The following is a 19551-nucleotide window of genomic DNA, read 5'->3' as shown; positions in this document are numbered from 1 at the left end:
CGAGAAACAGTGTGTAATCATTCGGTAGAGACGCTGCTTGAAAAAGTAGTTCAACAGGAAAAAGAACTGATCTTTCATCAATTTACAAATGACCAGGCGTTACAGATCGGCACGGCCATTATTAATGAAGCAAAAAGCAAGGGTAAGGCAGTAACTGTAAGTATTAAACGAAATGGTCAAACACTTTTTCATCATGCGATGGAAGGGGCGATTCCCGATCATGAAGAATGGATTAAACGAAAATCAAATACCGTTCTTCGTCACCATCACAGCTCGTATTATATGAAGCTGTACTGCGAGTTAAAAGATCGTTCTTACGCGCAGTTTTATGCAGCGAACCCTCAGGCATTCGAAGCGGTAGGCGGGTCATTTCCAATTTTGGTTAAAAACGTCGGCGTAATTGGAAGCATCACCGTATCAGGCATGTCACAAGAAGAAGATCATGCACTGGTGACCGATACGATTCGTAGCTTTTTGCAATAAAAATAAGCGGACTTCGTTGGAAGTCCGCTTATTTCATTAAAAGATGAGTGGCGATAAGGCGTGTGTTTTTTCTACATACATAAAAGCATCATATCGTTTTGACAAGCGAGAAGGAACATAATTTCCGTATTGTTCAATCTCTGGTTCGTATACAACACCAATGGCGCGATGGCCTATCGTTGAATGAAAAAATGTTCGGTTTTCCTCTGTGAACATGAGGTATTGATCAAAAGCACCTGCTCGGTGAATGGCATCTTCCCAGCTTCCTTCTATAGCTGGAGGAACGGTTAATTCCTGATGAGGATTACCCCAGCTATCAGAAGCAATGACCGTGCCGTGATGAGTTCCGAATCCGACGGCGTAAACATGCTTCTGTCCGTATTCTTCACGGGTAAGCTGACCTACATTCACCATGCCGCTGCTTTTCATGTCCGTTGCTCTTGCATCTCCGATGTGAGTGTTATGCTCCCATACAATTCCTTTAGCGCTATCTTTGTAGTAAGCTTGAATATATTTTAAAGCTTCTACCATATGACGATCGCGAATATTCCACGATTCATTGTCGTTGGTAATCATCGTATGATAATAAGCTTCAGCATTGCTTGCTACCAGCGCATTTACCTGCATACTAAGCGCAGCCTCAGGCTCATGAGTATAGGTATCTTTCTTTTGCTGAATGGTTTGTAAAAGCTCTAAGATTTCTACCATGCAGTTTTTTCCGTAAAGGGCAGAAGAAATTCCGTACATCTGTGCTTCGCGATGAAAAGGTTCAAAGCATTCAAAGGCTTTTTTCGCTTTCTTAGCATCAGAAGCGTGGTTGTTTTCTAAGTACTCAATAATGGCTTCCATCGATTCCCACAGGCTGTATACATCTAAGCCGTAAAAACCTACTTTTGGCTGATGTGCTGGCAAGTTGTTGTTATAATCACGAAGCCATTCAATCAATTCTTTTATTTCTTGATTGGCCCACATCCATGAAGGCCAGCGGCTAAAAGATTTTAAGACATCTTCGGCATTCGCGTATTGAGTTGTATATCCTTTAATGTAGCGATTAACTTCAAAACATGAAGGCCAGTCTCCTTCCACTGCTATAAAGGAAAAATCATAGTGCTGAATTAATTCTTTCGTAATAGCTGCTCGAATTTCGTAAAATTCAGATGTACCGTGAGAGGCTTCTCCGAGAAGTACGTATTGAGCGCGGCTTGCTGTGTTAATAAGCGGCAGTAAGTCATCGACATCAGCAAAAGGCATAGAATGTTTTTTAATGGCTTCTATCATTTGAATGGTTTTTAGCATACGACCACCTTATGTTTAAGAAATGGATAGCAAGAGCTTGAGACAGCGAGTCTTGCTACCAGTTAACGCGTTTTTATTTTTATGAATTACCTGCTAAAGTGCTTAATAGCAGAATCATTTAAAGAAAAATCTTCTTTAGTAAGCGCCGTTTGATTCTGTGTTTCGCACTCTTTAGTAGGATGCTCTTCTTTTTTAGAAACAGCAGAAACTTCTTCGTTATTTTCATACGTGTGGTTTGTTGACATTATGTTTCACCTCTTGTATCTAGTGTTTGAGGTACAGAAAATAAAATAAGAAGAAATATCAGGAATACCTTGAAAAGAAAAGTATACGCTTTAAATTATTTGAACTCATGCAAAAAATTGTCTACACTAAACACTGATACATAAATCGAGTGAGGAGAACGTGAAAAGTTTATGAAGTTGATTTCGTGGAACGTAAATGGCATTCGCGCGTGTGTGCGAAAAGGATTTTTAGATTATTTTCAAGAAGTGAATGCGGATGTATTTTGTATTCAAGAGACGAAGCTGCAGGAAGGCCAAATTGATTTGCAGCTAGAAGGGTATTATCAGTACTGGAATTATGCCGTGAAAAAAGGGTATTCCGGAACGGCTGTTTTTACAAAGCAAAAGCCTTTATCCGTTTCATACGGTGTGGATAAAGAATCGGAAGACGAAGGACGTATTATCACGCTTGAGTTTGAACAATGCTATGTAGTAAACGTGTATACGCCAAATTCTAAAAGAGACTTAGCAAGGCTTGAAGAAAGGCTTCAATGGGAAGATGATCTGCTCGTGTACTTAAAAAAATTAAATACCCGTAAAGCAGTGATTTTATGCGGAGACCTAAATGTAGCACACGAAGAAATTGACTTGCGTAATCCAAAGCCAAACCGAGGCAATTCTGGTTTTACCATAGAAGAGCGAGGGAAAATGACGACGCTTCTTGCTAGCGGATTTCTTGATACATTTCGTTATTTGTATCCGAATCAAGAAGAAGCCTATACGTGGTGGTCGTATATGAACAAAGTGAGAGAACGAAATATCGGGTGGCGCATTGATTATTTTATCGTATCCGAGAGAATCAAATCCGTTATTCAAGAAGCTGCTATTCATCCGCATGTAATGGGAAGCGATCACTGCCCTGTGATGCTAGAATTAAATGTACCCCATCTATGATATCTTTCTATATAATAGAAGAAAAACGGAAAAAAGGTTGGTTCACGCGAACGGTTGCGGTATAGTAAACATATTAAAAAGTACAGAATGTTTTATAAGATAAAGGGGGAGACAGAGGTGAAGCGAGACTCGCTGCAAACCATTGAGCACGAAATTGCGCTGCTTGTTCGTCTAACAACGACGCACAGTCCTAAGCTTGGAAGCCTGGACCGTTCTGAGTATTTACTGTTAAGCGAGCTAGATCAGCGCAGTCCGCTCGGGATTAATGCATTAGCTGAAAATTTAAAGCTGAGCTTATCTACAGCTAGCCGGCAAGTATCTGCGCTTGAGACTAAACAGTTTGTCCGCCGCTTTCCAAGTCCGGAAAACGGGCGAATTAGTTTAATTGAAATGACGGATTCAGGAAAAGAGATTTTGCAGCATGTACAAAACAAGCGTAAACAGGCCTATGCTGAAGTATTAGAAGATTGGTCGGAAGAAGAGGTTTTAGCACTGGAAAAAAGTTTATCCCGCTTGAATCTCGATTTTAAAAAATGGCGCAGTAATGGATGTTAAAGCGAATACATATAGATGAACAAAAAGGCTATTGAAAAATAGTCTTTTTAAGTTGAAACAAAGAAGTTGATTTCTTCTTTAAAAGATGTATAATATGTAGTGCTGCTATAACTTGCATGATACAACTTGTACAATAAAATATGTAAGGAATTGTTAGTCATATGAAAAGAATTTAATAAAAGGAGGAATAAATATGAGTCAGAATAATCCAGCAGTAGCCTCCGACAAACAAGGTTTAAGCGTACCTAAATACTTGATTATGGCGATTTTAACGCTATTTTCAATTGGCCCTCAGTATTTTTTGAATTTATCTTACACGGTCAATCAAGTATTGATTCAAAATCGATTTGATGCGAGTACACAAAGCTTACTATTGCCATCTATTATTTCTAACTTGGCATTTGGACTTGGGGTACCTATTGGTCCGATGCTGACGAAAAAATATGGCGTGCGTAAAGCATACTTAACGTTCGTTTTAGTCTTTTTAGCGGGTTCAATTATCAACGTTTTTTCCGAAAACGTTGCGTTTTTATCCCTTGGTCGTCTGATTCAAGGCTTAAGTTCAGGAATGCTGTTTTTAACCATTATTCCAGCTGCGCTGATCTCGTTTCCGAATAAAATCCGAAACTTCTTTTTAGTGTTAGCAATCGGCGGACTGTTCGGTTCAACGGCGATTGGAGCCTTTTTAGGTGCTGTATCTCTTAGCATGGATAATTGGCGCTGGGTTTTTGTTTTAGGAATACTTGCTTCTCTTGTATGTCTGTTTATTGGATATAAGGTATTACCTGCTCACGACCCAACTCAGCAAGAAGATCGACCAGTGGATAAGAAAAGTATTTTTATTCTTAGTCTTATTATGATTTTATTAGTGTATCCACTGTATGAACTAAGATACGAAGGATTTGCTTCTATTCAAGTGTGGCCGTTCTTACTGGCTGCAGCAGGATTAGTTGTCATTTTTGTCTTAGTTGATTTAGCGGCTGAAAATCCGCTAGTACCATTAAAATCGCTGCTAGCCGTAAAACCAGTTGCAGGTACAATTATGGCAATTGGCGGTCATATGGCGTATATTCTAGCCATTGCAGGTATTAATGGCGTCATGCAAAATGTGCAAAATGCATCGTACACCACGCTTTCTTATTTTTATTTATACTTTTTTGTTGGGGTACTGATTTCAGCATTTGCAACGACATTCTTATATGACAAATTTGGTCCAGGTTACCTTGGAGCAATTGGATCACTTCTTATTGTCATTGTAGGATTTAGCTGGGTGAACGTATCAGCTGATACATCACTAGTAAGTTTATATGTTCACATTATGCTCTTTGGTATGGGTGTTAGTATGGCACTGGTATCCGGCGCGCTAGGAGCGGCACTAGCCGGAGATTTACATCAAGCTTCGATGCGGTCCATTTCACTGCACTCCATTCGAAATTTATTAGGAGCGATTGTAGCACCTGTGATTGGGTGGTTTGTTGTTCGACAAAATGCGATTTATTATGAAGATTTTCGAGGTCAAATTAGCTCAGTAGATCCTCAGGTGAAGCTGCAGTTATCTGAAATGATCAAACGCTATATGGGTATGGGAATGAGTCAAGCAGACGCAAAAACATCGGCCGTGACGGCTATTGTAGCAGGCGCTAAAAAAGCGTCAATTTTACATGCGTATCACAACTTATTTTTCATGCTTGGTATTTTAGGCGTAATTATGCTCATTGCTTCACTAAGTAAAGCGTGGAGCGGTGAAAATAGAATTCTTGTTCAAAAAGAAGAGGTTCAAGAAGAAGCTGAGCCGCAAGAAGAAAGAAAAATGCTGCCGGCACCTCAAACAGAAGAAACCTCTGTATAATATACTAACTATAGAAAGAAGGAATTCCGATGAGTAAAAGTCGTTTATTGGTTACTAACATTGTTGGAATCATTGTGATTTTATTACTAGTAGGCTTTGGTGGATATTATTTCTACGAAAAAGCAAATTACGTTAAAACAGATGAAGCGCAGGTAGAAGCACCGCTTTCACAAGTCATCGCTTCAGCTAACGGTCAGTTAAGCGAATGGAATGTAAAAGAAGGAGATAGCGTTTCACAAGGTGATTCTGTTGGAAGCTTAAAAGAAGGCGAAAAATCAACAGACGTAACGTCTATGATTGACGGAACAATTATTAAAAACAACGCATCTCAAAATCAATTAGTAAAAGCTGGCGATGTGTTAGCACAAACAGCTGATTTATCTAAAATCTACATCAATGCAAACATTAAAGAAACAGACCTAGGTGACTTAGAAGAAGGAGACAGCGTCGACATTACAGTGGACGGAGATTCAGGTAAAGTCTTTAAAGGCCATGTTGAAGCAATCGGCCGCGCAACAAACTCAGTGTCTTCTATGCTTCCTGCTCAAAATACAGGAAACTACACAAAAGTAACGCAAAAAGTACCGGTGAAAATTTCAATTGATGACGCATCAGATAAAGTTCTTCCAGGTATGAATGCGGAAGTGAAAATTTCAATTTAATAACGGGAAAAAAGCTGCTTCCTCTAAGGGAGCGGCTTTTTTTATGCCTAAACAAATAAAATAAAAAATGTGCTAAAAAGGGGATGTATACAAAGGAAATGTGTGGTAAGATACTTCTTGTTTGAAATTGGATATCGGTAAAGAAGGTGATGGGATGACCGCGGTCGAAACAAAAAAAGGGCCAAAAGAAAAGCTGAATTTGTTTTTCTTAACGTGGCCGATCTTTTTAGAAGTGTTTCTTTTTATGTTAATGGGGATTGCTGATACCTTTATGCTAAGTGCGCTGTCGGATGATGCCGTATCAGGAGTCGGAGCAGCCAATCAATACCTTCACATTGCGATTTTGGTGTTAGAGGTCATTGGTAACGGAGCGGCAATTGTTGTCTCCCAGTATTTAGGATCAAAACGGTATATGGAAGCGTCAAAGATTTCTGCTTTGGCCGTTACGTTAAATTTAGGAGTCGGGCTAGTCATTAGCGCGGGTTTTCTTTTGTTTTCAAGACATATGATGGAAGCGATGAACTTACAAGGTGACGTACTGATGTATGCACAAAGCTATTTATCCATCGTCGGAGGAGCTATTTTTCTTCAAGCGATTATTAACTCTCTTGCAGCGATTATTCGCGTACATGGCTTTACGAAGCAGGCAATGTTTGTTTCACTTGGAATGAACATTTTTCATATTGCAGGAAACTATGCTTTAATCTTCGGGAAGTTCGGCTTTCCGGAAATGGGCGTGCAAGGAGCAGCGATTTCATCTGCGTTCAGCCGATTCGTTGCCCTTATTGTGTTCTTTTGGCTGCTGTATCAAGTGATGGAATATAGAGTGAAATTTCAATACTACATTACGCTTTCAAAAGAATATATCGGTAAAATTTTAAAAATCGGTATTCCGTCGGCTTTTGAACAAGTGATGTATCAGGGCTGTCAAATTGTCTTTTTATACTATGCAACCTACCTAGGAGCAGAATCACTTGCTGCGAGACAGTACGCGATGAATATTTCAATGTTCATTTACTTATTTGCCATTGCAATTGGAATGGGTACAGCGATTATTGTCGGCCGTTTAGTAGGCGGAAACGAAAAAGATGAAGCGTACCATCGCGTATGGAAAAGCGTCAAATGGGCCAGTGTCGTAACGATGATGATGGTTGTTCTTGTGATGACATTCAGAACACAGCTGATCAGCGTGTTTACAGACAATCCGCATATCATTGAGCTTGGGGCGACGGTGCTGCTTCTGAGCATTGTGCTTGAAACGGGAAGAACGATGAACATTGTGCTGATTAACTCGCTGCGGGCAGCGGGAGATGCCAAATATCCGGTGTTAATTGGTGCGATGTCGATGGTCATGATGAGCTTGCCGCTCGGTTATTTCTTCGTTTTCCATTTAGACATGGGGCTCGCTGGCATTTGGCTTGCCATCGCAGCCGATGAATGGACGCGCGCAGTTATTATGTTTTTTCGCTGGAAAAGCCGAGCATGGGAAAACTACGGACTTATACAGCACGAACAAACAGCTGAAGAACCAACGCCGGTTCAAGTATAAAACAAAACCTCTGCAGAATGTGCAGAGGTTTTTTGCTGTGTAAAAAAACGAAGTGAAGCTGGTCTTTTTACGCAAAAAGCTTTAATTTGTGGGAAAAAACGGGTATGGGTACAAAGGAATGGTTTTATTCTACTTATTCTTTGTTTTAGATAACGGTATATGGTTAGATAACGTATTTAGACATGAGTCTTTTTTCTCTTATTTTTCATTTTTATCTCAATTCATGAAACTAGAAGCATAAAAAAGAGAGTTTTTTCCTATTTAGCTATAATGAGACAAATTTTATACTTATAATTATTGGATTAAACTCGAAATGTGCGGAACAGGAGGAACGGTATGGGGTTAGGAAGCGTATTAGACGGACTGCTGGGTGAAGTATCTGGAAGAGTCTCAGATGTAGAAGGGAAAATTTCTAAGCTAAGAACGGCTAAAAGTAAAATTGAGCATGAACAAGCTGTTTCGTTAAAAGAAATTGAACACATCAAAAAGCCTGAGCTGGGAGACAAATGGACGGGTACGTTATCGGATGATTTTGACGAAAAACGTACGGCAGCCTACGACAACATAAAAGGCATTTTAGACGGTGATTACGATGGATACATTCGTGAAATTGAAACAAAGATATGGGCGCTAGAAGCTGAAAAAGGAGCTTTGAGCGGCTTGAACGCCGTTATTGGAGAAGCGGATTCTTTATTAGCTAAAGGTGAAGAAGCCTATGACGCAGTAGAAAACAAGATTAGTGAAATTAGAAGGGGGCTGTTTTCATGACAATTAAGCTTGATCACGCTGACGTTATCAAAAAGCTTGAAGCAGTCAGCACAGCGATTGGAAATTTATCCATTAGCAAAATGCCTGACCTTGGAAAAAACAGCCTTGATACTACAGAGAAATGGGAAGCGCGCGAAGAAGAAATTCAAACGCTTATTTCTACTTATATAAAAGCACTAAACAAAAACGTAAAAGATACAAAATCTAATGTAGACTTACTAAAAGAACAAGACGAATCTATTATCCATTCGTAGCAGCAAAGGGGGATGACTGTGGGAAAGGTATACGATGCAAAAGCGCTGTTTGATGTAGCAAAAGACAGGGAAAAAGCCTACGATGAGTTACTCAGCCAGCTGGGTGAACTGAAAAAAGCGCTGCAGGGCGTAGCGGACTTAGATGGCAGCTTAGAAGGAAAAGGCGCTGACAATATAAAATCTTTTTATAAGCAGCACGCCGATACGGCCGGACAGTGGGAAAACTTAATTAAAATGCAGCAAAGCTATTTTTCAACGCTTCACGTTAAAGCTGAAAAAGCAAAGCTATCAGGAAGCACGATTGTAACTGAATCATTTTTAGAAACAGAGCTAAAAAACGCCAACAGCAATGCTAAAGAAATGGTTGCGCAGCAGCACGAAGATCTGCAGAGTATTTTAAACGGCATTGACGATATCGTCTCTATTTCAGCGTTTTCAACGAGTGAGTTTAACGATAAAATAGAAGAAGCAGAGAAAAAACGCACCGATACAATTGAAGCAGTGAACCAGCTTGACGCTGAATGGTCAAAAGAATACAGCGAAATGGATGACTTCTATGCGGTAGTGGATATGCTAGTAAGCGGCTTAGAGCTTGCTACGAGTCAAGGAGGAAGTGTCTATCAGCTTGCCTTTGACGAAAAAGCCTATCACGACAGCGAGCTGTATAAAGTTCAAACAAAGCTAAACGACTATGCAACTTCATATGTTGACTACAACAAGCAGCAAGAAGAAGTATACGAGCTGGAAAAAAAGCAAGAAGAAGAAGCAAACAAGCCGTGGTATGAAAAAACGTGGGACGCGGTTTCTACCTTTACAGGAGAGGTCAGCGGATATTATGATTATAAACGAGCAGCAGAAGGCGTGGACCCTGTTACGGGTGAAAAACTTTCTACCTCACAGCGCGTCGCAGCGGGAGCCATGGCAGCAGCCGGCTTCATTCCGGTTGTCGGCTGGGTAGGAAGAGCCGCAAAAGGCGGAAAAGCCATCTACAAAACGGCTAAAGGCCTAAGCGCAGCGGATCACGCCTTAGACGCCTACAAATCCGCTAAATCCTTCAAAGTCCTGGAGCAAACGGAAAAAGGCCTCTACGGTCTTGTGGCCGCAAACGGGCTAGGAGAATATATGACCGGACGCGACATGTTCGGGAATAAAATCAGTGAAGAGCAGCGTAAAGCAAGTCTTCTGCAAGCATTAGGAATTGCTGGAGCTGGAGCGCTTTCTACGAAGGTAGCGGGAAAAATGGGACAAAGCCTTGCGACCAAAGGAACCGAAAAGCTCAACAACATGCGCAACACGCTTCGCACAAGCGCCGTTGCCAACGTCACAAAGCAAGCCTACCAAAGCGTCAAAAACGCACCGGCCTCTTGGACACAGTCGCTACATAAAACATATAACAACATCCTAGACAGCAGCATGCCAAGACTGGGGCCAGAACTTGTGCCGGCTGGTCCAGCACTTGCCCAGCAGACGGTGAGGGAGACCTTGCAGAATGTGAAGCAGCAGACGATGCAGATGATTGAAAAGCCTGTAAAAGCAGAGCGTGTGAGTGAACGTCAAATTCAACAGGATACGGGTGAAGTCAAGCACTTAGATAATATACCTAGAACAAAAGAAATTGAAGTGAAATTTAACTACAAAACTAAATTCGATTCAGAAGAATTTGCAAGACAGTTAAAGGATCAAGAAAAAGGTATGAATGAATTAACCGTACATGAATACCAGGAAAATCGAGAGCGATTTATTGATAAAGGCAGGGCAATAGAGGGAAATGTTGCTCAACAAACAGCTAGAGAAGAAGCTTTATCTGACAAAATTACCGAATTTATGGATAAAGGAAAATCATTTGATGAAGCAGAGGAAGAGGCGAAAAAATGGCTAAAAACCCAAGCGGCACTTCATAATCCAGATCAGGTTGCGGGAGGAAGGCCTGAAATAATAGGAGGAATGGGAGATAAGAGGGTTAATTTCTCTATAGGTAGTCAATGGAGGTCTAGAATTAAAATTGTTGATAAACAAATAGAGGAAATATCAAAAAATATGACACTAGAACAACTGAAAAATACTTATTTGAATGTAAAGTTAACACATTAAAGGAGGAGTTTGAATGGAACAATATTTAAAAGATTTTAAGTTGCATAATAAAGTTCCTAGTGAACTGATTGAAAAGTATAAAAATATGGTCCCTAAAGAAATAATAGATTTATGGCAGGATTATGGATTTGGAACATTTATGGCAGGTTATTTTAAAAGTGTCAATCCAGAGGAGTACATTGATATCTTACAAGAAAGTAGCCAAAGATACACTGATTCTTTAGTATTATTTGCAACAAGTATGGGGGATTTAGTCATATGGGCTGATGGTTATGTAAGGTTGCTTAATTTTAGGTACGGCTTACTTAAAACACTTATGCCAAACTTTCTATACTTTTTTAAAAGTTTAGATTCGGAAAAATTTCGAGACGAATATTTAAAGTGGAAGCCATATCCAAAAGCAGTAGAAAAATGGGGCGAAATATCTTATGACGAATGTTTTGGATACACCCCTCTATTAGGGCTTGGTGGAGCAGAAAAAGTAGAGAATCTAAAAAAAGTCAAATTGAAGGAACATATTCTTATTATTACTGAATTCATGGGACCAGTACAATAATGTTCAAAGCTATATTACAAAATGAACTATAAGCACTTGACTGCCTTTTAGGCAACAAGTGTTTTTTTGTGAGCCATTTTTTGTTTTTAAATTATCCGATGTGAATGTGAAAAATATCAGAAAGTTAAAGAGAAATGAGGTTGAATTTTTAAAAAAATATTTCAAAAAAACAAGTGTTGACGTTAAAAACATTTATACTGAGAGTAATATGCAAACAAAGAAATTTATAGTTAAATATATTATTGATGGCAAGCATGGCCTTACAGCATTTTATTATTGTTAAAGAAGTAAAAGTAGTATGAAAGAATTTGAAGATTTATTCAGTGAATTGCAGGCTGATATGACATCTAGTATGTAAGGAGGATATAGATGAAACCTAATTATTTTTCAATTTCAATGTACCCCACAGTAGCTTTTAACGAAGAGGAGCTATTAGGTCGTCTTTTGGATGTGTTTGAGTCAAATGAAAAATTTGCTCCTACCCATTGGGGTAACTCTGAAACAGTAAAGGTAGAATATAATCGTCGGGAAATTCTAGAAAAAGTGATTTCAGAGCGTAGAGTATCTGAAGTTCACCTGTATCGTGATAAAGCGGTGCACTATAAAGGGAGTTTTAAAGTTAACTGGAGTCATAGTTCATATTTGGAGTTTGAGTTCCATAAATCAATACCTAAAAAATTATGGTCTGTTTTTTTTAAGTTATCTGATCAAATCGCAGAAATTGTAAAGCCGCGTTATGGAGTGTCCCAAATTTTTTGGAAAGCATCTTATCCATGGAATACTGAATATGAACGCTTACATATGTGGATGAATACGTCTTCACTACCTATACCGGTCAGGTTTCTTCCTAACGGTCCCTTGGGGGTAGGAGCTAGAACATATTTTAGTGGTCATATTTTAGAAATGTTTGATAAGGAATTCCTACTAAATACTCCCGCTGTCGTATCAGAATTAGAATGGGGCGGGGTTTGTATGGATCTTTTACAAAATCCATTAGAAGCTGATAGGGATACATTGCTAGATCGGTGGTTACATGTAATGAAATACTTAGAACCAGCTCAAGTAATAGCTGTGCCAAGTTTTCATGAAAGTCGAATGGTTGTCACGTATTCTCCCAATGTTGCTTGGAAGAAGTATCTAGAAAATTAAAGGAAAGGAATTTGTAATCATGGATGAGAAAAGTAATGAGCGAATAAGGGTTATGGAAATAGTAAATAGATCTCAATATAATGATGAGGTTATAGATCAGATAGATATGAGTGATTTAGACCTTAGTTTTTCAGACCTGTCAGAAGTAATGGCAAGGCGTATTATGGCAAAACGTGTTGTGTTGAGAGCCTCTTCACTAATGAGAGCAGCGTTTCATGACTGCGATTTTGAGTTAGCTGATTTCAGAAGTTGTAATTTAGAAGAAATTAACATGGCAGATTGTAGGTTTGGCGAAGCGGATTTTTCTAAAGCAAATATGAAATATGCAAAGATAAATATAAGTAGTTGCTTTGAAACTCGTTTTGATGAGGCTGATTTTTCACATGGAGAATTAGTTGGAACAATTTTAAATCATGCTACATTTCGCCATGCAAATTTGTCAGGAATTGATGCGGAACAGGCCGACTGTACGGGAACGGATTTCAGCGGTGCCAATCTGACAAATAGTAAATTTGAAAAAGCGCATTTGGAAAATGTAAATTTATCAGCGGTAGATGCTAGAAATGCTAATTTCACAGAAGCGGATTTTACCGGAGCAATCCTTTTAAATGGGGATTTCACAGAAGCGGATTTTACCGGTGCTAAACTCGACAATGTAGTTTGGACAGGAGCAAATGTAGAAGGAGCTAAGTTTGACGAAAATGTGAAAGAACAAGTGTTGAAAATGATATAGAAGTTGATTTTAAATTGTATGTAAAATTGGCACCTACGTTTTAATGTATGATTTGTCACAGCATGTAAAGGGTGTCACACTCTCACTATAAAACTTGCAAACTTAAAGCACTTAATTGTCTAAGAGAGACGATGAGTGCTTTTTGTATCTCAGTATGAAAGGTGAAATGAACATGATAATTTTATAAGTATGCTAATGAGAACGGTAAAGCAGTATCTAAAAAGAAATCAATACCCAATTTTGTGAAAAACAATGGGAAGAAATATGTTGTTGATTCTTATATTCTAGGTGGGGAAATTGTCTCGAGGAAATTCACTCAACTGACTGAAGTACAAGAAAAGACCGCATTAAGTTATTTAAGTGAGTTTACTAAAAAATATTATTCTGGTAAATTTAACCTAAATACTTTAAAAGGTGGTCGAGTAGAGGGAGAATTAATTTTGGAAGTTCCTGTTCAAACGAAGCCAATTCCACAAAAAATCACTAAAGATCATTGGTTGATACGAAAACAAAATGTATTGAAGTAATATGCCAGGTGAAAAGCCGAAAACTCATGATTTTAAATATACTGACTAGCTTAAATAGCCCAAAAAATGATGAATACTGAAAATCACCTAGGTTTCTACAATAGTCTAACAGAAGAAAATAAATATAGTTTAATAAATGAATTTAAGAGGATAAATAGGAGTGATTCTAAGTGAATAAGTTATCTTTTCTACAACAATACAGAAAAAGTATTGAGTTTGTATCTAATGAAGACTTACTAAGTATTGAGAAAGAGAAAATCCCGGAGGAATGGATGGAAGTATTTATAGAAACTGACAAGACTGAGAGGAAAGATAAAATAATTGCTTTATGGAATCGGATATGTGAAAAAGAATTAAGTCATACGATCTCATATTTAAAAGAGAATTTAGTAGATGTTGAACTCATTATAGATAATGGACAGTACGCCATTCTATATAGCGTGAAGAGTGAAAATGACGAAATTCTTTATTATGAAGGGGGAATACCAAACAAATCAATTTACGATTTAGACATGCAACAAGCTTGGTCAAGTGTTCCGCAATCTATTGTTAAATTTTACGGAAAGTTACATAATGGCTTTTATTATATGCCAAGTCGAGCAATGGGTCTAGTACCGTTAGAGAGAGTAACTTATTTTAAAGAAGATGAATGGGGGATTCTTGATGATTTAGAGCATCCATTAGAAATCAATCTTGATACCACTTATGGATTTTTTGAGAATGGTATGGGTGGATACGTTGCGGTAGATTTGAACAATTGTACGGATAATAGAGCAACACTGTGGTTCACCAATGACCAGCCTGAATATAGTGTTGATTTCTGGGATATTGTAGATGAATGGATTTTAATAGGGTTACAAGATAATTAAAAAATAATGTGTAAATAGACTAAGTAAGTTTATATAGCATATAGCACTTGATTGTCCATAAAAGGAAGCAGGTGCTTTCTTTTATTTGAGCGTAACAATCGGTGCAATCATAAAAAAGTTCAAAAATGAATTACGTGTACGTTTAAAAAAATGGAAAGATTATTAAATAAACATAAGGAGGATTTTATGAAAAATAAATCCATTCTTAATTTACAAAGTGAACAAAAAGTTGGGGTTGTTTTAATTGTTGCTGAAAGAGTATTTTCTGTAATAAGTAAAGGTGATGAAAGATATCCAGCAGGTAGAGAAGCGTTAGACAAATGTTGGTTATGGGGTGAATCTCATACTGTAACTGGAGATGAACTCTATGAGCTTATTGATAGTGCAGACTATACAGGGATCTCAGAATTTGCTGAGGAAGAAGAAGACTTGAATATGGCTAGGCTATGGTCACTACTAGTGGATGCCGTCGCTTATACATCTTGGGAAGCTTATAAAAACGAAAAAGTAAAATATGTACCGCAAGCGCTGGAAGGTATCGGTGCAGATAGTATCACTGTCTTTTTGAATAGCGCAGTTGAAACCGGTTTTATCACAGTAGAGGAAATTGAAAGAATGGAATTAGTTCTTTATGATTATGAGTGTATAAGCAATGAAACCTCAATAAAAAGAGAAGACTTTATAAAATTATTCTAAAAGTGCATTAAACCTACGGAATAAAAACATTGTGAAATATAGAAATACTGATATGAACAAGTTCTATCAAGAACGTCAAAGAATATTGGGTAAGGAAACTCCAACAAGAAACTGAGATTAAAAACAATTAAATAATGCTCATACTAATTAAAGATTATGAAATGAGTTTTACAAGTATAGAAAATTAAAGGTGATTAAATGAAGGTATTTGAAGATTTTTTTTCAGAATTACAAACAGACATGATAGCTATTTGTTTAGAGTATGTCGAAAATAAAGCAGATGAAATCTATATCTATTGTTCATACGAGCCAAAAATGTATGTTTTTGATTTTTTCTTTAAAATTAATGAAAAGGTAGTCCATAAACATCAACTAAATGAGGCCAAACCTGAATTAAATGGTCAAGGCAATCTAGTTTATGATGTTTCAAGAGAAAGACAGAAGGCTGCTTTGAAAATCGGTAATGAAAACTTGAAATTTATTCATAAGAAATGCGAAGAATTTGATAGGGACATGCCAACCGAAATAAAACTTTTTTATGATGTGAAGCAGAATAGGGTAAAAGCAAACCATAGATATGACTTAATTTATACAAATGATGACGAACTATTGCCAGATGATATTTTTGATTGTTGGTTCGAAGAAGTAAAAGAAAGTCATTTGTAAACTAGAACTTGATGGGCTAATGCTTTTCAAAGTTTTTACTTTAATTAATATTAAACCGCTCTAAAGTTTGAGTGAAATAATGAGTAAAGTAAAAGGTGCTTCTTACGTTTTAGGATAGGAATCAATAAATCTAGTCAAATTTTATAAGTGCAAAACTATTAAATAGTAATGTATCTTTAGTCTTAACAAGTCATCCCATTTTATTAAGGAGAATGTAAATGAAAATGGAATTAAATATCCAACAAAGAGTTGGAGAATATAGAGTGAAAAGTGATCAGTTATTTGAACAGAAAAATTATCAATAATCTGTTGATGTATTAATCAAAGGGTGGGAAGAGATTCCGCTTCCAAAAGGGTTATATAGTGATACTTATGAGGTGGTAAAAGATATCATTGATACCTTTATCATAATGAATGACTATGAAAGTGCCCAATATTGGCTAACTCATCTATACTCATCAGGCTTTAAACGATTTGATGATGGTGAAAAAGAGTTTATTTCAGGCGTTATTTATTATGAGTTGGGATCCCTTTTAATTGCCAAAGAGTTTTTTGATATAGCTAATCGAAAATCAGAAGGAAGGTTATTTGAAGGGAAAGACACGAAATATATAAAATTACTCAAAAGGTAACCATGTATGAAGGAGGATCACCAAATCAAATGAATCGATTTAATAATTTGAGCAAGGATGCTAAAGTCGTATATCTATTGTCGCTATCTAATTTAATTATCAACAAGATTTCTGAATCTAAAGGATTTGAAGTAGCGGTTGAGTCATTAGAAAAAGCTTGGGAATGGCTAAAATTAAAGGATTTTGACGCAGATAGCCTGTATGTATATTTAGAAAACATAGATGAAACAGATATCATGACTTATATGCAACTGGCCGATGATAAAGATAATGAAAAAGTATGGATATGTATTGGAAATGCTCTGGCATATACAATCTGGGAGGCGTATCAATATGAAAAAGAAAAGTATCTTCCCCAGACTATTGAAAGTGTTGATTATCAGACTGTTGAAAGCTTCATAACAAATTTTGAAAAGGTATATGAGAATAATAGTATCTCAGATAAGCTATTACACTTTCTTGAAGAAAACTATCCAAAGAATGCTGATAAAAGGGTAGATTTAATTTCAATAAAGACTTTTATTGATGAGTCTATTGAGAAATAGATAACTAAGAAACTTCTAAAAATGTGTAATTATTTAGCTATACTTTTAAAAGCAGATTTTAACTTCAAAGATAAGCAGATGAGACTTTTAGATGACAGCTGCTTTTGGTTGTTTTTTTGAGATATTTACATTTTGTATACTTGAATGATGCTTTATTAAAGTTCATGAAGGTAGCATCATCAAGGAATATCAAGTTAATATTTGAATTTTATGAGAAGGACGATGATCAGAAGCCAAATGGATATATCGCCTTTTAATATTACACTTCATCACAATGTTAAAGAGGTATACAAATGGAATGTAAGGATGGTCAATCATTTATCCCTTGCCGGACGATACTGTGCTTTCTGAAAAGGAAGGTAAATGGAGAATGAATTTATCAGAAACGTATAAAGAATTTGTAAAAAAAAACAGCACTGTTAGTAGAAATATTATGGGAAGGTGTACAAGTGACTATGGAAATGTATTATTGTGACGAATGGTCAGATATCAAAAAGAAGCCTTGGAACATTCTTGATGAGCATACTGCATACACATACCACCAAAAACATAAACCCTATACGGTCGTACTAAGGGAAGATGAGAAGCACAAGTATATTATAAATATTACAAATGAATGGGTTTCGGTAGGGTTTTATGATGAACTAATTCGTAAATATTTAAATTATGATTTCGAAGTTATGAGTGAAGGTAAGCTTTTTTTAAGAACAGCCATGTATTGGGAATATGATGATAAAACTAATACAGAAGTAAGTAGTTTGATTTTGAATTTCCGAGAAGATGGTTACATAGCAATGGAAAATCGTGATTTAAAAAATGGTTCAGTCGAGGAACGCGAAGCAAACAATACCCTTGAAAAAAACTGGGATGTGTTTCCTGAATTTGGCCAATACTTATATTTGTGCAAAGAAGAGCGCTAATTCTTTTGTGAAGCTAGAGTTCATAAGATGTGTCAGCTTAATAGTTGCTACGATATATAAGTATCATAGTGTCTTTTTTTTAGTTGTTTGACATGGATTTGAAGAAATATAAAAAAGTTAACGATAAACAGTTAGGATAACATACCAAATTGAAGATGAAGAACTAGGGATAGCAACAGTTGAAAACCAGTCAGGAGGATAAATTTTATGCAAATGGAAAGCCAGTTACAGGAATTGTATCAAGAAATAGCAGAAACGGTTAATAATATGATTCCAGAAGAATGGGAGAAATTTTATTTTTATGCACAGATTGATGAATCAGGGGGGCGAGTTTACTTTTTTTATAAATCAATTAGAGATAATAGCTACACGTATAGTCTAGATATACCAAAACAATTTAACATATCGGAACTAGAATTTAATAATGAAGAAGATAAGCTTTTTGATCTTAGTGAACAGCTCAGGGAAATCTTTAAAGAAAATAACCAGGAACTATGGTATTCTTTTACGCTAATGTTAGAGCAAACAGGGAAGTTCTCTGTATCATTTGATTATACAGATTGGTTGAATACAGATTACGGATTTGTAGCACAGAAAAAGATTTGGAAGTATAAATATTTAGATGAAGCACCGGCGGATGAAAAAACTAAAAGTTTAATAGATCAGTATTTAAAAGAATATCCAAATAATCCTATTTAAATAATTATTAAGGCTATACAAATAAAGGAAGCAGTAAGCACAAAGTGAAGATGCGGGATTTTCGAGTACAAATATTTAAGTAGAGAATTAGCGGATGAAAAAGATAAAGAACAAATGATGAAAATGAAAAGATATGAAGAGAATTTTAACAGCAATAATTAATAATTTATAGCATTTGAGTTTTTTAAAAAGGAGGCAAGAACTTATGGATAAGGACGATATTCATTTTCTTCAACAGTTAATTAATAGCACAGATAAGGATTATATAATAAGTTATTTATTGAATACTAATAACTCTCTATTGCTTCATTACTCTGCTGCAAATTATAACTGGAATAGTGGATTTGAAGTGCCAGCAGTTATTCTAGAAAATGCAGCTTGTGATTTTGGAACAGGTTTACTGATGTTTCATTATGCAGACGGGTATCGTATGTTAGAAGATCCTGGTGAGGTTTTAAATTCTCCTTTGGAAAATTGGAAAAAATTTTTAGGGGAAGTTTACAACAAACTCATAAACTTAGAGTTTACATCTCAGGCTATTTCTTTCAATCCTGAATTAACAAACATTCAAAAATATAAATTAAAGAAGAGTAATCCAAACAGTCCTGAACTCCTTATTAATAAATCTCCAGGAGATGCGGTTGATATTTTTAAAATATAATGAATTAGTAACTAAACTTAGGTTAATTGATGCATTATAAAAAGAGAAAAGAGTTAGGTCTAAGTCTAAAATACATAAAGGAAGCTAAATATCAATATCAAGCAGCTAAATCTGGAAGAATGGTAGGTATAGAATTTGAACGAACTGAAGTCATGAAAAGAGTGGCAGGTGAGACCGTTTTTGTTGGTGTTTCATTAAGGTCAAATGTATCGG

General features: G+C 36.6%; 23 protein-coding genes and 1 pseudogene. 22 read left to right on the top strand and 2 right to left on the bottom strand.

Annotated elements, in window-relative coordinates; genetic code table 11:
- The first annotated feature begins 9 nt into the window (after positions 1 to 9).
- Positions 10 to 483, top strand: coding sequence for a heme-degrading domain-containing protein (locus tag ACFX4E_RS21470; RefSeq protein ID WP_377238228.1), 474 nt, complete (start codon positions 10 to 12; stop codon positions 481 to 483).
- A 36-nt stretch (positions 484 to 519) separates the two neighbouring features.
- On the opposite strand, the gene ACFX4E_RS21465 is transcribed toward ACFX4E_RS21470, so the two are convergent.
- Entirely contained in the window at positions 520 to 1779 is a 1260-nt protein-coding gene (locus ACFX4E_RS21465) for an erythromycin esterase family protein (RefSeq protein ID WP_098967732.1), read from the bottom strand.
- 86 nt (positions 1780 to 1865) lie between these two features.
- Positions 1866 to 2024 carry a hypothetical protein gene (locus ACFX4E_RS21460; protein ID WP_165802510.1) on the bottom strand — a complete coding sequence of 53 codons (159 nt, stop codon included), beginning with the start codon at positions 2022 to 2024 and terminating at the stop codon, positions 1866 to 1868.
- A gap of 171 nt (positions 2025 to 2195) precedes the next feature.
- On the opposite strand from ACFX4E_RS21460, the gene ACFX4E_RS21455 reads away from it, so the two are divergent.
- The 21 genes and pseudogenes from ACFX4E_RS21455 (at position 2196) to ACFX4E_RS21355 (ending at position 19338) form a co-directional block, all read left to right on the top strand.
- The gene (locus ACFX4E_RS21455) at positions 2196 to 2957 is read left to right on the top strand and encodes an exodeoxyribonuclease III (protein WP_060746663.1); all 762 of its coding nucleotides are present in this window, start codon (positions 2196 to 2198) and stop codon (positions 2955 to 2957) included.
- A 117-nt stretch (positions 2958 to 3074) separates the two neighbouring features.
- Positions 3075 to 3512, top strand: coding sequence for a MarR family winged helix-turn-helix transcriptional regulator (locus ACFX4E_RS21450; protein WP_060746664.1), 438 nt, complete (start codon positions 3075 to 3077; stop codon positions 3510 to 3512).
- Positions 3513 to 3705: 193 nt separating this feature from the next.
- On the top strand, positions 3706 to 5361 hold the full coding sequence (locus ACFX4E_RS21445) for an MFS transporter (RefSeq protein ID WP_377238229.1): 1656 nt from the start codon (positions 3706 to 3708) through the stop codon (positions 5359 to 5361).
- Between the two features lie 29 nt (positions 5362 to 5390).
- Entirely contained in the window at positions 5391 to 6023 is a 633-nt protein-coding gene (locus ACFX4E_RS21440; protein ID WP_025751627.1) for an HlyD family secretion protein, read from the top strand.
- A 154-nt stretch (positions 6024 to 6177) separates the two neighbouring features.
- Positions 6178 to 7572: an MATE family efflux transporter gene (locus tag ACFX4E_RS21435; RefSeq protein ID WP_377238230.1), complete on the top strand. Its 1395-nt coding sequence runs from the start codon at positions 6178 to 6180 to the stop codon at positions 7570 to 7572.
- Positions 7573 to 7908: 336 nt separating this feature from the next.
- A complete protein-coding gene (locus ACFX4E_RS21430) occupies positions 7909 to 8340 on the top strand; it encodes a YwqH-like family protein (RefSeq protein ID WP_013057382.1) in 432 nt (143 codons plus the stop codon).
- Positions 8337 to 8594, top strand: a complete 258-nt coding sequence (locus ACFX4E_RS21425; protein ID WP_013083474.1) for a YwqI/YxiC family protein — start codon at positions 8337 to 8339, stop codon at positions 8592 to 8594. Before ACFX4E_RS21430 ends, ACFX4E_RS21425 begins: the two co-directional genes overlap by 4 nt.
- 12 nt (positions 8595 to 8606) lie before the next feature.
- Positions 8607 to 9581, top strand: a pseudogene (locus ACFX4E_RS21420) (T7SS effector LXG polymorphic toxin); the annotation flags it as partial.
- A 633-nt stretch (positions 9582 to 10214) separates the two neighbouring features.
- Positions 10215 to 10685 (top strand): polymorphic toxin type 15 domain-containing protein, encoded by a 471-nt coding sequence (locus ACFX4E_RS21415; RefSeq protein WP_377238306.1) that lies wholly within the window; start codon positions 10215 to 10217, stop codon positions 10683 to 10685.
- 13 nt (positions 10686 to 10698) lie between these two features.
- A complete protein-coding gene (locus ACFX4E_RS21410; RefSeq protein WP_114895650.1) occupies positions 10699 to 11241 on the top strand; it encodes a T6SS immunity protein Tdi1 domain-containing protein in 543 nt (180 codons plus the stop codon).
- A gap of 369 nt (positions 11242 to 11610) precedes the next feature.
- Complete coding sequence (locus tag ACFX4E_RS21405) at positions 11611 to 12390, top strand: hypothetical protein (RefSeq protein WP_377238231.1); 780 nt, start codon at positions 11611 to 11613, stop codon at positions 12388 to 12390.
- Between the two features lie 19 nt (positions 12391 to 12409).
- Complete coding sequence (locus tag ACFX4E_RS21400; protein ID WP_208756652.1) at positions 12410 to 13123, top strand: pentapeptide repeat-containing protein; 714 nt, start codon at positions 12410 to 12412, stop codon at positions 13121 to 13123.
- 242 nt (positions 13124 to 13365) lie between these two features.
- Positions 13366 to 13650, top strand: a complete 285-nt coding sequence (locus ACFX4E_RS21395; protein ID WP_377238232.1) for a hypothetical protein — start codon at positions 13366 to 13368, stop codon at positions 13648 to 13650.
- A gap of 170 nt (positions 13651 to 13820) precedes the next feature.
- Complete coding sequence (locus tag ACFX4E_RS21390) at positions 13821 to 14519, top strand: SMI1/KNR4 family protein (RefSeq protein ID WP_377238233.1); 699 nt, start codon at positions 13821 to 13823, stop codon at positions 14517 to 14519.
- Between the two features lie 186 nt (positions 14520 to 14705).
- Positions 14706 to 15215, top strand: coding sequence for an Imm6 family immunity protein (locus ACFX4E_RS21385; protein WP_377238234.1), 510 nt, complete (start codon positions 14706 to 14708; stop codon positions 15213 to 15215).
- A gap of 198 nt (positions 15216 to 15413) precedes the next feature.
- Positions 15414 to 15881: a DUF600 domain-containing protein gene (locus ACFX4E_RS21380; protein WP_377238235.1), complete on the top strand. Its 468-nt coding sequence runs from the start codon at positions 15414 to 15416 to the stop codon at positions 15879 to 15881.
- A 377-nt stretch (positions 15882 to 16258) separates the two neighbouring features.
- A complete protein-coding gene (locus ACFX4E_RS21375; RefSeq protein WP_251465950.1) occupies positions 16259 to 16513 on the top strand; it encodes a hypothetical protein in 255 nt (84 codons plus the stop codon).
- A 29-nt stretch (positions 16514 to 16542) separates the two neighbouring features.
- On the top strand, positions 16543 to 17058 hold the full coding sequence (locus ACFX4E_RS21370; protein WP_025751639.1) for an Imm6 family immunity protein: 516 nt from the start codon (positions 16543 to 16545) through the stop codon (positions 17056 to 17058).
- Positions 17059 to 17513: 455 nt separating this feature from the next.
- Entirely contained in the window at positions 17514 to 17978 is a 465-nt protein-coding gene (locus ACFX4E_RS21365; RefSeq protein ID WP_377238236.1) for a hypothetical protein, read from the top strand.
- 213 nt (positions 17979 to 18191) lie between these two features.
- Entirely contained in the window at positions 18192 to 18677 is a 486-nt protein-coding gene (locus ACFX4E_RS21360) for an antitoxin YezG family protein (RefSeq protein ID WP_154991762.1), read from the top strand.
- A 205-nt stretch (positions 18678 to 18882) separates the two neighbouring features.
- Positions 18883 to 19338, top strand: coding sequence for a DUF4274 domain-containing protein (locus ACFX4E_RS21355; protein ID WP_377238237.1), 456 nt, complete (start codon positions 18883 to 18885; stop codon positions 19336 to 19338).
- Positions 19339 to 19551 lie beyond the last annotated feature (213 nt).

This window comes from Priestia sp. YIM B13491 (genome assembly GCF_042787605.1).
Classification (GTDB): Bacteria; Bacillota; Bacilli; order Bacillales; family Bacillaceae_H; genus Priestia; species Priestia megaterium_E.
Note: the sequence above shows the minus strand (reverse complement) of the source record. Positions and strands in the feature narration are given on the sequence as shown.